The organism is Rhodococcus erythropolis R138 (assembly GCF_000696675.2).
In the GTDB taxonomy this organism is placed as follows: Bacteria; Actinomycetota; Actinomycetes; order Mycobacteriales; family Mycobacteriaceae; genus Rhodococcus_F; species Rhodococcus_F erythropolis.
Window position 1 is genome coordinate 168,548 of the sequence record NZ_CP007255.1, and the last position, 20,577, is coordinate 189,124.

Below are 20,577 nucleotides of genomic sequence, written 5' to 3' on the forward strand. Positions count from 1 at the left end.
CCGTGGCATCCCAACCAGACTTTGCGCACAACGACATGGCGAGCCGTAGCCGACGCGAGAAAGCCGTCGGCCTGGCCAAGTTCGCCTGGGATCGCGATATCAGTAGCACAGAGTTGCTAGAGATGCCCGACGATCGACTGCGCAAACTCGCACGTGCGGCCGGCGCCAATCCGCCGAGCACGCGGGAGACCTGGACCATCGCGGCCGGACTGCTCGACGAGAAAGCTGTGTGGGCAGCCGCTAACCCTGACCGTCCCGAAGCTCGGCGTGAGCATCCGGACGAGAAGATCATGTGGGTGAAGAAGCCGATCGAGCCCTGGCTGTGACAGCCGAATTGAGCGCAGCTGTGACAGCCGAATTCAGCACCGTTGTGACAGCCGAATTCAGCGGAGCTGTGAAGCGGTGATCGGGCAGGTTGATGAGGTGGTCGTCGACTGCTCGTCTCCTATCGCACTGGCGAAATTCTGGGCCGGAATCCTCGGCGGACAACCAGTGGAGCGAAACACCGCGTGGGCGTTTGTCGACCCTCCAGGATGGACCCGCCTCGCGTTCCAGCGCGTACCGGAATCCAAGCTGACGAAGAATCGTCTACACATCGACGTCAGCGTGGATGACGTCGTCGCTGCAACCGAGGCCGCCGAGCGCCTCGGCGCAACTCGGGTCGGTACTGTCCAGCAGGACCCGGCCGGTACCTTTCAGGTGCTGCTGGATCCAGAGGGAAACGAGTGGTGCGTCGTCCGAAGTATCGGAAGGTGATTCACACTCCCGCTACGGTTTCGCGAGCCCAACGGTAGTCGGCCTTCCCACTGGGTGAGCGGAGGATGCTGGGTACCAGCACGATCGACCGGGGGATCTTGTACCCAGCCACGTGGGTGCGGCAGTGCTCCGACAATGATTCCGTCGCAACATCTTCGAACCCCGGCCGAACCTGCACGACAGCGGCGACCTTCTCACCGAATCGTGCGTCGGGCGCGCCCGCTACCAAAGCGTCGAAAACTGCCGGGTGAGTTTTGAGCGCCTGCTCCACTTCTTCGGGGTAGACCTTCTCGCCGCCGGAGTTGATGCACATCGAACCGCGCCCGAGCAGCACGATGGTTCCGTCGGCTTCCATCGTGCCCATGTCCCCGAGTACCGCCAGACGCACCCCGTCGACGACAGGAAAAGTTGCAGCAGTCTTGGCGGGGTCGTCGAAGTAGGCCACGGGGACATGGCCGGCCCTGGCGATGAAACCGGTTGTGCCCGAGCCTGGTTCGATGCGACGAAATTCGTCGTCGACAAGAATCATGTTGGGGTTGGATCGAATTCGCTTTGAACCGTCCTCACCGAATTCGACGACGCCGTCGTTGCCGGATTCCGAAGCACCGAAGGCATCCTTGATCACCAGTCCCGGTAATCGGGTTGTCAGTTCTGCCTTCAGGTTCGGGGAGAACAATGCGCCACCCGACCCGATCAGTTTGAGAGTCGAAAGGTCGTAGCGCCCTTCGCTTGCAGCGATGGCGTCGGCGATCGGCCGAGCAATCGCATCGCCGACGACCGTGATTCCGGTGATCTTCTCGGCCTCGACCAGTCGCAGCACTTCCGTCGGATCGAAGCTGCGGGTCAACACTCGGGGCGCTCCCATGAGGAAAGCCGTGAGCAGTGAATAGATCGCGGCTCCATGCATGAGCGGCGGGATGAGTAGCAGCACAGTCGGATTGATGTTCGCCACCGCCGCATCCACAACCTCTTCGAGACTCCGACGCGGCGGCCCGCTGAGGTTCGCTCCGGACAGCGCGGCGAAGAAGAAGTCCTCGTGCCGCCACACCACGCCCTTGGGCATTCCGGTTGTACCGCCGGTGTAGATGATGAAATGGTCGTCGTTGCTTCGCGGGCCGAAGTCGCGAGTATCAGTCTGCGCGGCAAGGGCGTTCTCATAGTCGTCGCCGACGATCAGCACGTGGGAGATCTCCGGACACTGCGGAACCACGGCCAATGCCGTCGGCGCGAATTCCTCTTCGACGAGTAATGCCACCATTTGAGAGTTGGTGTAGATGTACAGGAGTTCTGCATCGGTATAGCGGAAGTTGACGTTGATCGGCACTGCTCTGATCTTCAAGCAAGCCAGGAGCGCTTCGACGTACTCGACGCAGTTACGCATGTGAATACCGACGTGCTGCCCAGGCTCGACGCCGACGGACTGCAGATGATGTGCGAGTCGGTTCGATCGCAGTTCGAGTTCGGCGTAGTTCAACCGCGCGTCTTCCAGAATCAAGGGAACCCGATCGGGGATCGCATCGGCAACGGCCTCGAACAGATCGGCAATGTTCAGGGTCATCGAAATCCTCACTACACGCGTCTTCGCTTACCAGTACAGGTCTTTCGCGAAGCTAACACGTTGGTCGCACCCTGTAGTCCGAATTGCGTAGCGGTCCCGCTGAGCGAGACCTGACGCGCTGCTCACCTGGCATCAACGGTGCGGATACCTCTCTGACCAAGCCCGATAGCCGGAAGGTAGGGTAGCCTAATGCATTCACGCACCACTCTCCGGAGCCGCACGTCGGTCCGGGTCGCCATGCTTGCCCTGGCGACTGTTTTTGCCGCTACGGCCTGCGGTTCTTCCGACGCCGGCGGCAACGCAAACGGCAACACTGATGTCGCAACCGGCGGCAAGCTGTTCAGCACCGCCGACACGGAAACCGCGAAGCTCGGCAGCGATGCTGCGCCCGGCGAGTTCCCACGCACCATCACCCATGCTCTGGGCGAGACCACCCTCGAGGCCAAGCCGACCCGCGTCGTCGTCCTCGACAGTGGCGAACTCGACGAGGTCCTATCGCTCGGGATCACCCCGGTCGGCATCGCCAGCCCGGAAAGTGCCGCCGGTCAGCCGTCGTACCTGGCTGACAAATTGGTCGGCGTCCCCGATGTCGGCACGACCAACAACCTCAACCTCGAGGCGATCACCGCACTGCAGCCAGATCTGATCCTCGGCAGCAAGTTGCGCCAGGACAAGCTTTACCCGCAGCTCGCGGCAATCGCGCCGACGGTCTTCAGCATCCGCCCCGGCTTCCCGTGGAAGGAGAACTTCCTCCTTGCCGGTGACGCACTCGGCGAGGAGACCAAGGCCGAGCAGGTTCTCAACGACTACCAGACGCACGCGGATCAGGTCCGTGAGTCGATCGACGGTTCGCCGACCATCTCGCTGGTTCGCTTCATGTCCGGGAAGCTGCGCCTGTACGGCAACCTGTCGTTCATCGGCGTCATCTTGAAGGATGTCGGCCTGCCACGCCCGGCGATCCAGGACATCAACGAGTTGGCCGTCGAGGTCAGCCCGGAAACGATCACCGAGGCAGAGGGTGACCGAATCTTCTACTCCAGCTACGGAAATCCCGCAGACACCGGTCAGACCACCGTTGTTGCCGGCCCGCTGTGGGCAAGCATGGACGCAGTCAAGGAAGGCCGCGCCACCGAGGTGAGTGACGAGACCTGGTTCCTGGGCCTCGGCCCGACAGGCGCAGGCCTGGTTCTCGACGACCTGCAGGCCAAGCTCGGCAAGTAGCCGTCACCGACACAAAAAAGCCGCCCGACTCTCCGGAGTCGGGCGGCTTTTTTGTTCAGCGGTTGTCTTGCTCGAGGTGTTCGTTCATCGTCGAGTGCAGGTCGACGAGAAATTCCTCGAATCGACTGAGCAGTTCGGGCGGGTATTTCTCCATCATGGCGTCGAGTCGCACGGCAAGTGGGCCGAAGAACTCGTCCGCGAGGTCCTGCACATGCGCACTGCTGTGCAGCGTGACCACGCGACGGTCTGCATTCTCACGGGTCCGGACGATATGTCCCGCCTTCTCCAGGCGGTTGAGCAACGCGGTGGTTGCGCCCGACGTCAGCGAGATCCGCTCTCCGAGGCGGGCGGGCGAGAGCGGCGCCCCCTTCTCCTCGGCAGCGGTGATTTCCATCAAGGCAGTCGCGTCGGTGGAATGCAGGCCGAGCCACGACGCGAATCGATGACTGAATTCGGTGAACGTCCCACCGTACGCGCGGAATTCGTCCATCAGCCGCTCCCGCTCCACGGAGATGTCGCGCGGTGCTTCCACCCCGTGATCCCACCTTTCCTGTGCCAGACGGCGGCCGGTCGAGCCCAGCGCGCACGTTGACAACTTACCGCCTCAAATATACCTTCACTGTGAAGTTACTTCACAATGGAGGTTTATTCGTGAACATCTCACCCACCACTCGCAAGTGGTTGGGCCTGATCGCCATCGCACTCGGCGTGGCACTGATCGTCGTCGACACCACTATCGTCAACGTCATAGTTCCCTCGATCATCGAAGATCTCGGGATCAACTCCGTTCAGGCTCAATGGATCCAAGAGTCCTACGCAATCGTGTTCGCGGCGCTCCTGCTATTGGTCGGCAGAGTTGCGGACCTGGTCGGCGCCCGTCGCATCTTCATCGCCGGTGTCGTCGTGTTCGGCGCAACGAGCCTGCTGGCCGGACTGGCACCGAACGGCGGCTTGCTCATCCTGGCGCGATTCCTGCAGGGCGCCGGCGCGGCCATGATCCTGCCCACCTCACTGTCGCTTCTGAACGCGATGTTCACCGGCAAAGCCCGCGGCCAGGCCTTCGCAGTCTGGGGTTCCACCATCGGTGCTGCCTCCGCCCTCGGCCCACTACTCGGCGGCTGGCTTGCCGAACATGCCTCATGGCGTTGGGCATTCGGCATCAATATTCCGCTTGCTGCGCTCATTCTGATCGGCGCGGTGCTGTTCATCGCGCCCTCACCCCGCACCGCTGGGCGCATCGACGCCACCGGAGCGGCACTGTCCATCGCCGGCCTGGGCCTGCTCGCCTTCGGCCTCGTCGAGGGACGTACGTATGGGTGGCTGACGACGAAGGAACCCTTCGATCTGTTCGGCCTGTCGTGGTCCAGCGGACCGTCGCCGGTTCTGGTGGCGTTGGTTCTCGCCGTTCTGTCGCTCGGTGCGTTCGCCTACCGTCAAACCATGCTCACCCGCAGCGACGATCCGTCGCGGGCGCTGATGGACGTACGGCTGTTCTCCATCTCGTCGTTCCGCAACGGCAACATCGCGACGCTGATCATCGGGCTCGGTGAGTTCGGAATCGTTGCGGTGCTTCCCCTCTGGCTTCAGTTCACGCTCGGGTACAGCGCACTCCAGGCAGGGCTCGCGCTGGTTCCCATTGCCATCGGCAGCTTTGTCGCCAGTGGTGCGAGCTTCGGAATGGCGTCGAAGGTCTCGCCGTTGGGCTTGGTCCGTATCGGTTTGGCCCTCGAAGCGCTCGGTCTCGCCGGTCTCGGATTCATCGCTGCGACAGACAGCCCCTGGTGGACTATCGCCGCAGTGCTCTTCTTCTACGGCATCGGTGTCGGTTTTGCGACTGCGCAGGTGACCAACGTCGTGCTCGAGGAGATTCCCGAGCAGAGCGCCGGTCAAGGCTCCGGCATTCAGAGTGCGTTCCGCCAACTCGGATCCGCACTGGGCATCGCTGTCCTCACCACGGTCTTCTTCAGCACTCTCAATTCCACGCTGAACAACGACCTCACCGAGTCCGGTGTCGACCAAGCTCAGGCTGATCAGTTGACGCGTGCTGTCACCGACAGCGCGGGCGCCGCCATCGACTCGCTGGCCGGGTCACCGAGCACCGCTTTCGTCGCCGACGCTGCACAGTCTGCAATGACTCACGGGATCACACTCGGCGGATACCTTGCGGCCGGATTTGTCGTGGTCGGCCTGATCGCCACCGCGCTCATCCCGAACAAGCCTGCCCCGTCGACCGAGGAGGAAACAAAGGCAGCAGCCGACGCCTGACGGCCGGATCGGTGCAGTACGGTGCCGGTATGCGATTGCCCTGGTCACGGTCAGCACCGTCACGGTCAGCACGGTCACGTCAGCCTGCAACGGTGCTCAGCGCGGCCGACATCGTGGCCGTCCGTGAGCAAGCACGCGAATTGGTAGTCCCCGGGTTCGCGACGTTCGATGAAATCTGCGAAGCCGCCCGAGACTGTGTCGAGGGCGGTTTCGAGAACGATGAACTCGGCAGACAGATCGACGCAATAGTGCGTGAGGTCTGGGACCGAAGGCTCGGGGAGCAGACCCAGTGGGCGGGTCCCGGCGACTTCGAGCGCGTATCCGCCGCCTTCGCAGAACTCGAGCGCAACGGCATCGTGGCCCGCATGAACTTCACCTGCTGCATGCAGTGCGGCACTACCGAAATCGACGACGAACGCACGCCGTCCGAACCGGACGAGAACGGGTATCCCTTTGCTCAGTGGGCGTACACGTTCTTCCACATGCAAGATGCGGAGCGTCTCGGCGACGAGCCGTCCGATCTCTACTTGTCCTACAGTGCGTTTCGTCCGGCCCACGATCTCGATCCCGCGCTGGTCTCCGCCGCGTTCGGCGGCGACGAAACCGCCAAGGCACAGATGATCGCGCACACCGATCAGACCGTCGGGCGCCAGGTAGCCGACGCACTCCGAGCCCAGGGACTGAGCGTCGACTGGAACGGTGACAACAATCAGCGCATCCGCATCTCCGACGTGCGCTGGCGCAAACCACTACCGCAGTAGGAGATTCAGCTGGGTGGCAAGACGCGGTCGATGAACGTATTGCTGAAGACGCGGTGCGGGTCGTGTTCGTCCAGCGTGGCGATAGCGAAGTCCCAGTTCCCGTCGCCACCGGCACGGAAGGTGGCAGGCACTGTGCTGGTGAGGAATTCGTCGTCCTGGTACGCAGCTTGATCGGTGAATGCCCATCCCTTGGACCACTCCGGACGGAAAGTCGCGTAATCGCCGGAGTAGTTCGCGACCATCCACCGTTCCATCTCGCGAAGGAACGCGGGCAATCCCGCGGTGCCGGGAATCGAGACCACGTTCATCCAGATCGCCGTATCCCAGTCCTGACGATCCGCCCGGGGCCGCACCGCTGACAGATCCGGCACGCCGGCGCTGTCGACAAGGACTTCGCCACTGTCATCGACACCACAGAGACGCACTTCGAACGGCATGTTGACGGGATACTGCCCCAGCGACGCGTAGTGCGTCATTCGCTCGTTCAACCAACTCGTCATCTCGTGGACGACTCGGCCGAGGTTGGACCGCTTGGTGATCACCGCGCCGCCGCCCGCTACTACGCGCAACGTCGTGTGCCGCAGGTAGAACAGAACATCTTTTGACCAGCCCCACAGATCGTCGGTGTCGGTCAGCGCCAATCCTGCTGCTACAGCTCCGAACTGAGAGGCGCCGAACAGCGGTGTCGCAGCTTGAAGGCCCTGCGCCACCATCCCCAACGGGGTGGTGACTTCTTCGGGAATCGCGTCGGAGAAGAAGTAGTTGTACGGCCCGCTCACCTCTCGGGACTCCGGTGGTTTGACCGGGGTCGGCGTCCAGACCTTGAGCCACGGTGTTTGCGTGAACGGGAACCAGATCGCCTCCACCCGTCCGGATTTCTCGACAAAACTCTCGTAGGTACGCCCTGGTGAACCGGGAGCAGCAAAGAGTTCTTGCCACGGAATGTCGGTGAAACTCTGGCACCGCAGCCGATAATTCTCCCCGGCTTGCAGTGTCACGGAGGTGACGAAGGTTCGGCCCAGGTGAGTCAGGAAAGCCGTGATCTCGTCATCTGATCGGTGAAAAGTCTTCAGCGCGTAGCGATTGCTGCCTTCGTCCCACGCCACCACCGTGATCTCGGTGATCAGGTTGCTCAGCGAACCATACGACTGGCCAGGGGTGATCGTCTCCCCCACCGCCGGATAGGTTGCCCCGTGAGCACCGATCGCCAGCGCGCCGGCGATGGACAGCTCACCGATCGCCGGAGAGTTGGCCCACCCGAGCCCCTCGCGCTCGAGCGCTGTCAGAATCGCTTCGATACTGGCGCCGGCGCCCGCCGTGACTGTTGCGGGCGTGCCGTGCTGCACCACAACCGAATTCAAGTTCGCCATCGTATCGACCAGCAGAACTCGATCCGAAGGCGCGCCGGGCACCACCGTCAACGGACTCCACCCGTGCATCGTTCCCTTCGCACGCACTGTGTACCCGTTGTCGAACGCCCAGTTGGCGAGGGTGACGACGTCGTCGATATGACGTGCCGTCGCCGTCCACACGCTGTCGAGCATGATTTCTCGCGACCAGTTCGCGTATGCCTGCTGTGACAACGGAATGTCCGACGGAAATCCGGGCGGTGGCGCGATGGTCGATGCCGAGCCCCAGGGAACAGCTCCCGCCGGTGCCCAGGAAATACCCGCGAGAGCAGCTGCGCCGACACTCGCTGCGAGAAATCCGCGCCGGCTCACACCGTCTTCTCTCGAGCTGTGCTCCGCCTTGCGCTCTGCTTGATGCACCACTGCTCACTCCGTCAGCCGACTCGGTTCATGTCAGGGACGAACGTAGAACAAATATGATTACGATGCCAGTGGTTCCGTAATAAAAGATTTAGATGCTCACTGCACCATCGGAGCGAAGACGGCGTAGATCGCTTCCGGGGCGCCGTCGAAAGCACTGATGATCAACCAGGCAGTCAGGACCGTCAGCGCCGGCCCGATTAGAATCTTCTCGAGGTTCCCACCTGCGCGGATGGACAGAAATGACGGCAGCCGTTGTTCCCACCACCGCTTGCCGCCGAGCGGAATCAGGGGCGCGAGAAACGGCACCCCTTCCTTGGTGATCGCATCGCCGAGACAGTGTGTGGCGCAGCCCAGTGCCACTGCAACACCTAGCCCGGTGGATCCGGCCTCACTCGGATACCACTGCCAGGTGAGGGCCGAGAGCACCAACGCAACGGCGGAGACGGCGAGCCAACCCTTCTCCTTGGCCAATTCACCCGCCAATCCTCGGATCGCCAACCCGAGGCAGAAGAACAGCGTGATGATGATGGCGGGCTTCCCGAACTGAACAACCAGCGCCGAGACCCCGGCACCAAGACCGGCGGCAAACAGTGCGGTGTGCGTGAGCGTCCGATGCCCACCACGACGCTTGCCGTCCTTCTTGCCTTTGGTGATGCGGTAGAAGGTCACCGAAATTGCGTCGATACCTTTGGCCAGCGCTTTGCTGAGCGGACCGAATGATCGGGAAACCGTCGACTGACCGGTATCGAGGTCGGGAAGCAAGGCGGCTCCCGCGCACACACCGGCAAAGGTCAAGGTTTCAGCGGTGGATGTGGGCCCTCCCCAATCGAGAGGCAACAACTCTGCAACCACCAACCCCACAGCAGCACCGGACATCGCGTGGGTGGGGCCCATGACCATGAAACACAACACCTTTCGAAACGCGCCCCGCATCAGGCCGTACCGGACCCTCTGCAAGACACCACACACATGACGCCGTCGGCGACGGCCCCGGCATGCTCGCCGAGACCGCCCCGAACGTAGCAAGTGCTACCGACAGGGTTGACCAACCTCCGGACCCGGTTGAGTACGGCCGTACCGTTCCAGGTCAAAGCGGTTCATGCGGAGCTTTTTTCGCTCGTCAGCCCGCAGCAACCGCGCATGACAGGGCAACGCCTTCCTCCAGCGGAGCGACGCCTGCCATGTTGAGCACCTCTGCCGGAACACCCTCGATCGCCGGAGCCCATTCGACGGTCGGCAACGCCGGCACCCCTTCACGCGCAATGAATGTCGCGGCGTCGCCAGGGACTTCGATCGTGATTGCGGCTGTACCCGCCTCCTCGGCGCGCACGACCTTGCCCTCGTCGATGAGCTTCTGCAGTTCCTCGTCGGAAATCGGCGTCGCGGCACCACACGCTACTTCCGGAGCCACACCCGCCTCTGACGGAGCGGTCGCGATCGATCGCACCGCCACCGGCGACCCTTCGGAAATCGGGTTGGAAGCCCAGGCGATTCCCGGCGCCACGGCCATACCGAGGACCGCCACCGACGCCACCACCACACCGGTCCGGCTGGCCCGCTTGCCGTTCACTTTCAATCGCGTCATCGTTGTTCTCCTTGATCGAACGTTCTCGAATTCTCGGCGCGGTCGCATCCGAGAAACCCGAGGTTATGAAGCCAACACTGCAGATCTGTTGTCGGTTTCTTAGGAGTTGATGAGAATGCGGCGGCCCTCGCTCCGAGCGAGGCCCCAGGTCGCAATCCGATGGCACCATGGCTGGAGTGAGTACACGCGAGCGCATCCTGATCGTTGACGACGACGCGAAGGTTCTGAATTCGCTCGAACGTGGACTCCGATTGTCGGGCTTCGACACGGCAACTGCCGTCGACGGACGATCGGCCTTGTCATCGGTGAACAAGCAATGCCCGGCCGCACTCGTTCTCGACGTCAACATGCCCGGCCTCGACGGCGTCGGAGTGGTAACCGCCCTGCGCGCGATCGGCAACGAGGTTCCGATCTGCGTACTCAGCGCCCGAAGTTCCGTGGGTGACCGCATCGCGGGGCTGGAGGCGGGCGCCGACGACTACCTCACCAAGCCCTTCGAATTGGCCGAGCTCGTCGCCAGACTGCGCGCATTGCTACGACGCACGACGCGAGCCACTCCGTCGGTCGACCATCCGATCACGGTCGGACCGCTGACGGTCGATCTCCGTGGCCATCGAGCGCACATCGACGGTAGGCGAATCGAACTCACCAAAAGAGAATTCGACCTGTTGTCGGTACTCGCCGAGCATGCCGGTGTCGTACTCAGTCGCGCACAACTCCTGCGACTCGTCTGGGGTTACGACTTCGCTGCCGACACCAATGTCGTCGACGTCTTCGTCACCTACCTACGCAAGAAACTCGAAGTCGACGGCGCGCCCCGCGTGATCCACACAGTGCGCGGAGTGGGCTTCGTCCTGAGGGCCGAACGATGAAGCGGCCGCTGTCACTTCAGACCCGGGTAGCCATCGCGTCGGGCCTGGCCGCAGGAATCGTGATTGCCGCGATCGGAATTGCGTTCGCGGTCTTCTTGCGCGTCAACGGATCCGAACAACTCGAACGCACTCTCGATTCCGTCACCCTGGGCGTCGCAGCGAGTGCGCCGAGCCCCCTGTTCATCGAAACACCAACTGCAACCACAGAACCATTCGTGGTCAGCCCTGGATTCAACGCCACGACCGTCAGCGCCTTGGCTACCACCGATGTTCGCAGTCGGGATGTTCTCGTGCCCGGCGACAGCGGCGCCGCACTGGCCGTCAGCATCCCCGAAGACCCACTGACCCAGGCAATCCGTGAGCAGCAGTTCCAAGTGGCCGCTGCGGCAGTGGTCGCCATCCTTGCCGCGGCCGGGCTCGGCTGGTTCCTCACAGGCCGCGCCGTCCGGCCTCTACAGCAATTGACCGAGACCACCAGTTCGATCGGCAGCAACCTCGACGTCGAAGGACTCTCGCGCCGGGCACCGTCGGTGCGCGGAACGCGCGAAGCCGAAGAACTGTCGGAGGCAATCCACAGCATGCTCAGCCGCATCGAAACCGATAGAAGCCGCACCGAAGAGGCGTTGGAGTCGGCACGCGATTTCGCTCGCGTCTCCGCCCACGAACTACGCACACCTCTCACGTCGATGCGTACCGATCTCGAAGTTCTCGCAACACTGGATCTCACGGAAAGCCAACGCCGCGAACTGTCCAGCGAGTTGTTGGAGGCGCAGCGCCAGATCGAGCGCACCCTGACCGATCTCGAGACGCTCGCCCTGGGTGAAGTGGCCGATCCGGAGGATTGTGCCGACGTCGATCTCGTGGAGGTTGCCGATCGTGCCGTCGCTGACGCAGGCCGTCTGCACCCTCAGGTCGACGTTCGTTTGAAAGCACCGGAAGAACTTTCGGTTCAGGCCTTTCCCGCGGGCATCCGTCTGGTGTTGACCAACGCCGTCACCAACTCCGTTCGGCACGGCAATGCCGACGAAGTCGAGATCACCGTCCGATCAGGGGCTGCCACCGGTTCGGCGACGGTATACGTCGACGACAACGGCACCGTGATCGCGCCGTCGGAACGCGAAGCGATGTTCGAACGATTTGTTCGTGGTACCGGCGCCGGCGACGCCGGAAGCGGTTTGGGGTTGGCCCTCGTCGCGCAGCAGGCGCGGCTGCACGGCGGTAGCGCGCGACTCGACGCGAGCCCCCTCGGCGGAACTCGATTGATTTTCTCGATCAACCCAATTCGACGTGCAGAGCCTCGAGCAGTGGCTTGGCTGCCTCGTCGAAGAATCGGTCTTGGGTATCTCCACCGATCTGTACCAGCGCCACATCGGTGAACCCGGCATCGGTGTACGCCTTGACTGACTCCACGATGACATCGAGATCAGGACCACACGGAATACTTTCCGCCACATCCTCTTTGCGCACGAACTGAGTCGCACCTGCGAAACTCGCCGGTGTGGGTAGTTCGGAGTTCACAGACCACCCTCCACCGAACCACCGGAACTGCTGATGAGCGCGAGCGATGGCCGTGTCGCGATCAGGATCCCACGAGATCGGAATCTGACCGATGGTCCGGCCTGCTGGCGCCAACCCGTACGCCCGTCCGTGAACATGCTTCCACTGGTGCACCAGATCCGAATCCGGTTGCACGGCAATCAGGTCATCGGCCATCGGACCGAAACGCTCGACGGACTTGTCGCCGGACATGGCCAGCGCCAGGGGAACCGGGTTCTCCGGGAGATCCCAGATCCGCGCGGACTGAACGTCGAAGTACTCCCCCTTCCAGCTCACCAGATCTCCGGCAAGCAGTGCACGAATAATGCTCACTGCTTCCTGCAGCATGTCGTGCCGGGTGTCGACGGACGGCCACCCCTCACCGACCACATGCTCGTTCAGGCTCTCGCCACTTCCCAATCCCAGTGTGAAGCGCCCGTCCGCGAGGATCTGGATCGTCGCGGCTTTCTGCGCGACCACGGCAGGGTGGTACCTGACGGTCGGACAAGTCACATACGTCATCAACCCGACTCGCTCGGTGGCATGGGCAACTGCTCCCAGCACCGACCAGGCGTAAGGCGCATGCCCCTGCTCGGTCAGCCACGGCGAGTAATGATCACTCATCACTTCGAAGTCGAAGCCGACTTCTTCGGCCCGAACTGCATGGCGGACCAGTTCTTTCGGGCCGGCCTGTTCGGTCATCAAGGTATAGCCGAATCGTGCCATCACTGATCAACTCCCGGTATCTAGGCCTGAAACGAGTTCGGAAATCACACTGCCGTCGAGGTGGTCGAGAAGGTCGCGGGCGTCGTCGTACACCGTCGCCGCACCCGCGCCTTCGAGTTCGTCGGTCGACATGCCGCCGCTGCGCACTCCCACAGCCACAACGCCCGCCGATGTCGCCGCCTTCATGTCCCAGACGGCGTCTCCGACCATGACCGCATCGCCCGCGTCGACACCTGCCTTCGCGAGCGCGATTTCGATCAGGTGCGGATCAGGCTTGGCCTCGTCGACGGATTCCGAAGAGGTCGCGGCGTAGATCATTTCGTCGATGTCGAGCGTCTGGCGCAACAACTCCAGTTCGTCGTCGGGCGCCGAGGTAGCGAGCACGACGTGCAGTCCGAGCGAGTGAACTCGGCGGATCAATTCGCGCGCTCCCGGCAGTACTCGGAGACGGTCAGCCGACTGCCGGTAGTACTTGGTGTGAAGTTCCTTGGCCCGTGGCCCGCACCCGTCGATGTCTTCGCCGAGCAACGTCTCCAGTAGTTGGTCGCCGTCCATACCGATGCTGCGGTGCACCCGCCACGCGTCAACCGGGCGACCTACCTCGAAGAAGGCTCGCGACCACGCTTCTACATGCAGATAGTTGGAATCGACGAGCGTTCCGTCGATGTCGAAGAGAACTGCACCTGTTGCCATGGGAATTGACTGCCCAACACCTCGGTTCGCGAAACTTGTGCCCCGAGCATTCTCCGCTCGAGAAGCGGATCATGGAGAGTGCGGACAGCAGAAGTGCACGTCGAACAGGGGTGTCGTCATGGAGTCAGTGGTTGTGTTCCTTCTCGCATGCTTCGTCTACTGGTTCGCACTGCTGTAGTTGGGCAGACAAAAACGGACCGCTGCCGGGAAGTGATTTCCCTTGCAGCGGTCCGCATTCGGTAAACCTAGGCGATGCTCATGTCAGCGGGTCACTGACCTGCGCGTACACCTTCTTCGACGCGCTTGCCCAAATCTGCGTCGACGTTCTTCCAGTACTCGAAGACACGCAGTAGAACTTCTTCGCTGACGCCCGCAAGGGCGTGGCCGACGATGTTGCTCACCAGGCGCTCACGAGCTGCGTCGTCGAGAACTTCACGGACCAGCGTTCCGGCCTGCGTGAAGTCGCCGTCCTCGGCGTGCTCGATGTATCCGGCGCGCACTGCCTTGCCGTCGAACGACCACAGGCCTTCGTCACCGGCAACAGACGGATCGGCGTGAGGTCCGCCGTACGAGTTGGGTGCGTACACCGGCGTCGACGGGGAATTGAAGCTGTAACGCATGGCGCCCTCCTTGGAGTAGGAGTTCACCTCGTTCTTCGGCGCGTTGACCGGCAGGTCGGCGTAGTTGGTGCCGATGCGGTAACGATGTGCGTCGGCGTAGGAGAAGACGCGGCCCAGAAGCATCTTGTCCGGGCTGAATCCGATGCCGGGCACCACGTTCGACGGCTCGAAGGATGCCTGCTCGATCTGCGCGAAGAAGTTCTCCGGGTTACGGTTCAGCGTCCACTTGCCGACCTCGATCAGCGGGTAGTCCTTCTGGGACCAGACCTTGGTGAGGTCGAACGGGTTGAAGCGGTAGCCTTCGGCCTCGTCGACCGGCATGATCTGAACCTTGAGGGTCCAGCTCGGGAAATTACCGGCCTCGATGGCGTTGTACAGATCCGCGCGGTGGTAGTCGGGATCGCTACCGGCGAGGCTGTCTGCTTCTGCCTGCGTCAGGAACTCGATCCCCTGATCGGTCTTGAAGTGGTACTTCACCCAGAAGCGTTCGCCCGCAGCGTTGACCCACTGGTAGGTGTGCGATCCGAAGCCGTCCATGTTGCGCCAGGTCTTCGGGATACCGCGGTCACCCATCAACCAGGTCACCTGGTGAGCCGTTTCGGGACGCAGAGTCCAGAAGTCCCACTGCATGTCGTGGTCACGAAGACCGGAGCCTGGCAGTCGCTTCTGCGAACGGATGAAGTCGGGGAACTTGATGGCGTCCTTGATGAAGAACACCGGGGTGTTGTTGCCGACGAGGTCGTAGTTTCCCTCTTCGGTGTAGAACTTCATCGCAAAACCGCGCGGATCGCGCCAGGTGTCCGGGCTGCCCTGCTCACCGGCGACGGTGGAGAAGCGGACGAGCGACTCGGTCTTCTTACCCGGCTGCAGGAACGCGGCCTTCGTGTACTTGCTGACGTCGTGTGTGACGACGAGTTCACCGAAAGCGCCGCCGCCCTTGGCGTGGACGATGCGCTCCGGGACACGCTCGCGGTTGAACTGCGCGAGCTTCTCGATCAGGTAGTGGTCGTGAAGGAGCACCGGCCCCTGAATACCCGCGGTCAGCGATTCGTCATCACTTGCGACCGCGATACCGAAATTGTTGGTGGTGGGCTTGGTCATGGCGAAGCCTCCTAGCGTTGTGGGCTGGGCGTCAGAGGAGCGGGGCTGCATCCGAGCCGAACGCATGGGCTGCATGCGAAGGGGCCGGCTCGGAGGTTCTGGACGCATCAATTCGATTCTGCGAGACCGTGTCCGACGCGGTGTCGGATTCGGCAGAATTCTTCAGGCAATCTTCGCAACGGCCCCAGAACACGACCTCGGCTTCGTCGATTTCGAAGCCGTGATTATCGGAAGGTTCGAGGCAGGGAGCTTGGCCGACAACACAATCGACGTCGACGACCTTGCCGCAGCCGCGACAGACGAGGTGATGGTGGTTGTCACCAGTTCTCGTCTCGAACCGTGCGGGTGAACCCGCCGGCTCGATGCGTCGCAGCAATCCTGCGTTCACGCATGCCTTGAGCACGTCGTAAACGGCCTGTGTGGATACCGATCCGAGCTGCTGCCGCACGAGTGCTGCAACAGAATCGGCGTCTGAATGCGGTTGGGCTGTAACCGCATCCAGCACGGCGAGGCGCGGAGCAGTGATCCTCAACCCGACGGCGCGCAGTTGCGCTCGGGGGTCGAAGTCATGCTCTCCGTCTCGCATGTTTCCCAGTATGCCGCTTTTCTGGAATTAGTCAAGAAAAGGATTGCCTAAGTTGAATCGAGACCGGCGTCACACCCGGTGACATCACATCCAATACGTCGCACGCAGCGACTCACCCCAGGACGAACCAGATCGCCTTGACCGTCTGATCTGTCTCGTTGCGCAATCGGTGAGGAACATTCCCGACCAGGTGGATCGCTTCGCCCGACTTGAGCAGCCGACGCATTCCGTCGATGTCGATAGTCAGAGTCCCTTCCAGCACGTACCCGTAGTCGTCACCCGAGTGGGTCTGCGGTGCGTCGCCCGGCGCAGAGTCGGCGCCGGGCTCGTACTCCGTGAGGAGGAACTGGACGTGATGGTTCTCAGGAGTATTCGCCAACCGTTGCCAGCGGACACCCGATCGGAATGTGAGGCAGTCGGAAATGCGCGGCTCGTGGGTCTTCGATTCGGACTCGGATTCACGTTCCGGATCGACGCTGTTGCCGAGCAATACGTCCAACGACAGGTTGAGTTCGGTCGCGATCGCAAAAAGCGTGTTGACCGCCGCCTGACTCTGTCCCAGTTCGAACTGGGACAGGAACGACGGTGATACGCCGAGTCGCCTCGCCAGTTCGCGAACCGGGATTCCCTGTCGCGTGCGTTCGGCACGAACCGTCTTACCTACCGACGTCCCCAAACCGTTGTCCTCCGCCTTCTGTTTGCGCGCCGCCGCCTTGGTCGGCGCCGTCTTCTTCTGGGCCGTCGTCTTTTGGGGAGTCGTCTTGCGCGGTTGCGATTTCTTCGATGCAGCCGCTGTCGACTCAGCCGCCTTACGAGGTGGCTTTGCGCCGGTTGCCGTCATGTCCGAACTCGCTTCCGTAGGTCTCGGGGACCGCCTGTGCGGAGCCCAAGCCTAACGCTCGACGCAGGAGAAACTTCTGAACCTTCCCACTCTCCGTCCGAGGAAGCGACGCAACGGTCTCGACTCTCTCCGGAGCCTTCTGAACAGCAAATCCTTCGGACAGCAGGAAGATCCGCAGGTCTCGAACGCTTGGTGGTTCACCGTGCGGAACGACAAAGGCGCACGCGCGCTCCCCCAGTTCCTCGTCCGGATACCCGACCACTGCCACCTCTGCCACATTCGGATGAGCCTCGAGGACCCACTCGATGTCGGCAGCACTGAATTTCTCCCCTCCCCGGTTGATGATGTCCTTGATCCGCGAAGTGATCCGGATCTGACCTGGCCCGTCCACGGTGGCAACGTCGCCAGTCCGGAAATAGCCGTCCTCGGTAAATGATTCCGCGTTGATCGAGCTGTCGACGTAGCCGACGAACAGTTCCGGACCACGCACCAACAGCTCGTCGTCTTCGCCGAGCCGGAACTCGTTTCCGCCGATCACAGCTCCTTCGTCCTCGGCCTGCAGACCGATGTCACCGAAAGGATCACCCATCACGAGGGTCGGAAGTTCCGTCGATCCGTAGGTACGAACAACCGCTGTCCCCATCACGCGGTGGGCTCGACGTACCAGCTCGGGCGGAATCCCGGCCCCACCACACACGAATCGAGTCAGATGGGATCGTCGATATCCGTCCTCCTCGTAGGCGTCGGCAAGACCGCGGAGAAACGGTGTCGCGCTCACGGTGAACGTGCATTGTTCGCGCTCGATCAACGCAACTGCCTCCGCGGGATTCCAGCGTTGCATCAGAACCGTCGAGCAGGCTGCCGCTGCGGGAAGAACGACCGCATACGACATTCCGGTGATGTGGGGCAACGGCGAAGGCATGAAGATTCGGTCCTGCGAATCCACGCCGCAATGCGCGATCATGCTCGAACTCTCGGCCATCAGGGTCCGATGAGTGTGCAGAACGCCTTTCGGAGCCGAAGTGGTTCCCGACGTGTAGAGAACGAGGGCGACGTCGTCGGGATCCGCGCGGTGGTCGGGCCGGTTCGCCTCCATCCCGAAGTCCAGAAAGTCGTCGAACGTGGTGCGCCGCAACCCACCTTCGCCTCGAGCCTCCACCAGAAGAACCTCTCGGCCCAGATCACGGAGCACAGTCCCGAGTTGCTCGACGTGACGATATCCGCGGTATTCCTGCGGGGCGACGATCACCGACGGCTCAGCTTGCTCGATGATGAAGGACAGCTCGTGTGCGCGGTAAATCGGGACCACCGGCAGGAGAATGCCGCCGGCAAGCCACGTGCCCCAGGCCGCAACCACGGATTCCCACCAGTTCGGCAGCTGAACGAGTACCACTTCTCCAGGCTCGAATCCCGATTTATGCAGTGCGCCTGCAAAGCTCGTTGCAGCGTCCACCAATTCCTGGTAAGTCCACCGCACACTCTCGTCGACAAGGGCCAGTGCTTCGGGATCTCGACGCAGTGCGTCGAGAAGCATCTCGGGCAGCACCCCGCCACCGGTCATTGCCCGCGGACGGGTAGCGCTCAGCACGACATCACCCGCCGAACGGCTGCAACGATGTCGTCAGGTCCGACTTCCCACTCACGTTCGAGCACCGGCGCATAGGGCGCGGGCGCGTACCGTGCTCCCACCCGCACCACCGGCGCGTCCAGAGAATAGAAACCGGAATCCACCGCCATGGCTGCGATCTCGGCTCCGACACCGAAGTCCACCACCGCTTCCTGGGCGACGACCATCCTGTTGGTCCGACCGAAGGATTCGAGAATCGTCTCCCGATCGAGCGGAGCAATCGTTCGTAGATCGATGACCTCCGCATCGATCCCTTCCTCTGTCAACGTCTGCGCCGCAACCAAAGCGTGCATTGCCATACGCGACCACGAGACGATGGTGACGTCCGAACCTGGTCTCGTCACCGCTGCCTTTCCGATCGGAACCCGAAAATCCTTGCTCGGCAACGAACTTTTCTTCTCGTACAGCAGTCGATGCTCGATGAACATGACCGGGTTGTCGTCCTCGATCGCTGCCCGCAACAACCCGTATGCATCCGCGCCCGAACTCGGCATGAGCACAGTCAGTCCCGGTATGTGCGCCAACAGCGCCTCGAGACTCTGCGAATGCTGCCCACCCGACGATCTGCCGGAACCGAACTGCGTCCGCACCACCAACGGCAGACTCACTGCGCCGCCCGTCATGAACCGAAGTTTTGCCGCCTGATTCATCAACTGATCCAGGCACACCCCGAGGAAGTCGAGGTACATCAGTTCCACGACGGGCCTACGGCCCGCCATCGCGGAGCCGACGGCAAGACCCATGATTGCCGATTCGGAGATCGGCGTATCGAGCACTCGACCCGGATACTCCGCGGCCAATCCCCTGGTCAGACCGAAAACATTTCCGCCGGCAACGTCGATGCCAGCAAGAAACACATCCGGATCGGCTGCCAGAGAGTCGTCGAGCGCCGCTTTGATGATCTTGGACTGGGACACCGCCGCACCACCCGCGTCGACACTCACGTCGAGGTGGCCCGGCGGATAGACACGTCGCGGTGAATAGATGTACTCCATCACGCTCGACGCCTCCGGTTGCGGCGACGCCCGCGCGAAACGCTCCGCCTCGTCGACCACCGCCCTCACCCGCTTGTCCACCAGATCGAGGACATCGTCCCCGATGCCTCGCTCCCGGAGTCGGCCCCGCGTCACCGTCAGTGGATCGGCCGCGAGAATGTCTCGGGTCATCTCGTCCTTGTCGCGGTACACCTGCGGATCGCCCTCGTAGTGCCCGTGCACCCGCAGGGTCGTGACCTCGACGAACACCGGACCACTGCCGCCTCGCACCTGCGCGTACACCGGCCGAATACCGTCGGCGACTGCCTCGACGTCGTTGCCTGCCAGCGTGATCGATTCCATTCCGTATCCCGCTGCGCGCGCAGAGATCGGAACCGGATGCTGATCCACCGTCGAGGAGAACTCCGAGAATCCGTTGTTCTCGCACAGGAAAATGATCGGAAGTTTCCACAGCGCAGCCAAGTTCATCGCCTCGTGGAACGCGCCGGTCGCGATCGCCCCGTCACCGAAGAACGCCACCACCAGATCGCCCTCACCGCGATCCTTGGCAGCGAAGGCAGCACCGACGGCGATCGGCAACCCCGCGCCCACGATCCCGTTCGCGCCGAAGATCCCCAGGCGGGGATCGGCGACGTGCATCGAACCACCCCGGCCGTTGTTGGCCCCGGTAACCTTGCCCATCAACTCGGCCATCATCCGATCGGGCTCGAGGCCTTTGGCGAGAACGTGGCCGTGCCCGCGGTGCGTCGAGGTGATGACGTCACTGACCCGCGCATGAGTGAGAGCCCCCACCGCGCATGCCTCTTGACCTATCGAGGTGTGAACGAATCCGGGAATGATGTCGCCCTTGTAGAGCGCCGAGATGCGCTCCTCCATCACACGGATCAACAACATCTTTTCGTAGGCACACAGAACTTCTTCGCCGTTCACGAGCCGGAACACCTCCAATAATGCTGCGCTCGTTACGAATACATGCGCAGTGGGTGAGCAGGACTATACCGACGGATTTTCCTTGCTGTCCAGTGACACTTGACAAAGGCTGTGAGGTGACTCACGATTACG

General features: G+C 62.4%; 19 protein-coding genes. 7 read left to right on the plus strand and 12 right to left on the minus strand.

Annotated features, from left to right (window positions below; translation table 11 throughout):
* Nucleotides 1–2: 2 nt before the first annotated feature.
* Nucleotides 3–326 (plus strand): hypothetical protein, encoded by a 324-nt coding sequence (locus H351_RS00760; RefSeq protein ID WP_020968253.1) that lies wholly within the window; start codon nt 3–5, stop codon nt 324–326.
* A gap of 76 nt (nt 327–402) precedes the next feature.
* Nucleotides 403–756: a VOC family protein gene (locus tag H351_RS00765; RefSeq protein ID WP_029254326.1), complete on the plus strand. Its 354-nt coding sequence runs from the start codon at nt 403–405 to the stop codon at nt 754–756.
* 1 nt (nt 757) lies between these two features.
* On the opposite strand, the gene H351_RS00770 is transcribed toward H351_RS00765, so the two are convergent.
* Nucleotides 758–2,314: an acyl-CoA synthetase gene (locus H351_RS00770; RefSeq protein WP_029254325.1), complete on the minus strand. Its 1,557-nt coding sequence runs from the start codon at nt 2,312–2,314 to the stop codon at nt 758–760.
* A gap of 189 nt (nt 2,315–2,503) precedes the next feature.
* On the opposite strand from H351_RS00770, the gene H351_RS00775 reads away from it, so the two are divergent.
* Nucleotides 2,504–3,535 carry an ABC transporter substrate-binding protein gene (locus H351_RS00775; RefSeq protein ID WP_029254324.1) on the plus strand — a complete coding sequence of 344 codons (1,032 nt, stop codon included), beginning with the start codon at nt 2,504–2,506 and terminating at the stop codon, nt 3,533–3,535.
* A gap of 55 nt (nt 3,536–3,590) precedes the next feature.
* On the opposite strand, the gene H351_RS00780 is transcribed toward H351_RS00775, so the two are convergent.
* Nucleotides 3,591–4,067, minus strand: a complete 477-nt coding sequence (locus H351_RS00780; protein WP_020905958.1) for a MarR family winged helix-turn-helix transcriptional regulator — start codon at nt 4,065–4,067, stop codon at nt 3,591–3,593.
* A 119-nt stretch (nt 4,068–4,186) separates the two neighbouring features.
* Here H351_RS00780 and H351_RS00785 point away from each other — a divergent pair, with 119 nt between their 5' ends.
* Nucleotides 4,187–5,800 carry a DHA2 family efflux MFS transporter permease subunit gene (locus tag H351_RS00785; RefSeq protein WP_029254323.1) on the plus strand — a complete coding sequence of 538 codons (1,614 nt, stop codon included), beginning with the start codon at nt 4,187–4,189 and terminating at the stop codon, nt 5,798–5,800.
* A gap of 92 nt (nt 5,801–5,892) precedes the next feature.
* Nucleotides 5,893–6,561 carry a DUF6891 domain-containing protein gene (locus tag H351_RS00790; RefSeq protein WP_029254322.1) on the plus strand — a complete coding sequence of 223 codons (669 nt, stop codon included), beginning with the start codon at nt 5,893–5,895 and terminating at the stop codon, nt 6,559–6,561.
* A 5-nt stretch (nt 6,562–6,566) separates the two neighbouring features.
* Here the strand turns inward: H351_RS00790 and H351_RS00795 are convergent, their stop codons facing one another.
* From H351_RS00795 to H351_RS00805, 3 genes are all read right to left on the minus strand, one after another.
* Nucleotides 6,567–8,333, minus strand: coding sequence for a cholesterol oxidase substrate-binding domain-containing protein (locus H351_RS00795; RefSeq protein WP_029254321.1), 1,767 nt, complete (start codon nt 8,331–8,333; stop codon nt 6,567–6,569).
* Nucleotides 8,334–8,429: 96 nt separating this feature from the next.
* A complete protein-coding gene (locus H351_RS00800; protein WP_007732353.1) occupies nt 8,430–9,233 on the minus strand; it encodes a metal-dependent hydrolase in 804 nt (267 codons plus the stop codon).
* A gap of 220 nt (nt 9,234–9,453) precedes the next feature.
* Nucleotides 9,454–9,918 carry a hypothetical protein gene (locus H351_RS00805; RefSeq protein WP_029254320.1) on the minus strand — a complete coding sequence of 155 codons (465 nt, stop codon included), beginning with the start codon at nt 9,916–9,918 and terminating at the stop codon, nt 9,454–9,456.
* Between the two features lie 167 nt (nt 9,919–10,085).
* On the opposite strand from H351_RS00805, the gene H351_RS00810 reads away from it, so the two are divergent.
* Both H351_RS00810 and H351_RS00815 read left to right on the plus strand, forming a co-directional pair.
* Complete coding sequence (locus H351_RS00810) at nt 10,086–10,790, plus strand: response regulator transcription factor (RefSeq protein ID WP_003943475.1); 705 nt, start codon at nt 10,086–10,088, stop codon at nt 10,788–10,790.
* Nucleotides 10,787–12,166, plus strand: a complete 1,380-nt coding sequence (locus H351_RS00815; RefSeq protein WP_037119149.1) for a sensor histidine kinase — start codon at nt 10,787–10,789, stop codon at nt 12,164–12,166. Before H351_RS00810 ends, H351_RS00815 begins: the two co-directional genes overlap by 4 nt.
* On the opposite strand, the gene H351_RS31290 is transcribed toward H351_RS00815, so the two are convergent.
* From H351_RS31290 to H351_RS00850, 7 genes are all read right to left on the minus strand, one after another.
* A complete protein-coding gene (locus H351_RS31290) occupies nt 12,063–13,052 on the minus strand; it encodes an LLM class F420-dependent oxidoreductase (protein ID WP_029254318.1) in 990 nt (329 codons plus the stop codon). The two genes, H351_RS00815 and H351_RS31290, sit on opposite strands and share 104 nt — an antisense overlap.
* 6 nt (nt 13,053–13,058) lie before the next feature.
* Nucleotides 13,059–13,745 carry an HAD family hydrolase gene (locus tag H351_RS00825; protein WP_020905950.1) on the minus strand — a complete coding sequence of 229 codons (687 nt, stop codon included), beginning with the start codon at nt 13,743–13,745 and terminating at the stop codon, nt 13,059–13,061.
* 269 nt (nt 13,746–14,014) lie between these two features.
* Nucleotides 14,015–15,466 (minus strand): catalase, encoded by a 1,452-nt coding sequence (locus H351_RS00830; protein ID WP_020968244.1) that lies wholly within the window; start codon nt 15,464–15,466, stop codon nt 14,015–14,017.
* 31 nt (nt 15,467–15,497) lie between these two features.
* The gene (locus H351_RS00835; RefSeq protein WP_019746588.1) at nt 15,498–16,052 is read right to left on the minus strand and encodes a Fur family transcriptional regulator; all 555 of its coding nucleotides are present in this window, start codon (nt 16,050–16,052) and stop codon (nt 15,498–15,500) included.
* A gap of 112 nt (nt 16,053–16,164) precedes the next feature.
* Nucleotides 16,165–16,893, minus strand: a complete 729-nt coding sequence (locus H351_RS00840; protein ID WP_029254317.1) for a helix-turn-helix domain-containing protein — start codon at nt 16,891–16,893, stop codon at nt 16,165–16,167.
* The gene (locus H351_RS00845) at nt 16,862–18,481 is read right to left on the minus strand and encodes an AMP-binding protein (protein ID WP_020905947.1); all 1,620 of its coding nucleotides are present in this window, start codon (nt 18,479–18,481) and stop codon (nt 16,862–16,864) included. The genes H351_RS00840 and H351_RS00845 overlap by 32 nt, the downstream gene beginning before the upstream one ends.
* Complete coding sequence (locus H351_RS00850; protein WP_029254315.1) at nt 18,475–20,445, minus strand: alpha-ketoacid dehydrogenase subunit alpha/beta; 1,971 nt, start codon at nt 20,443–20,445, stop codon at nt 18,475–18,477. The genes H351_RS00845 and H351_RS00850 overlap by 7 nt, the downstream gene beginning before the upstream one ends.
* Nucleotides 20,446–20,577: the final 132 nt, after the last annotated feature.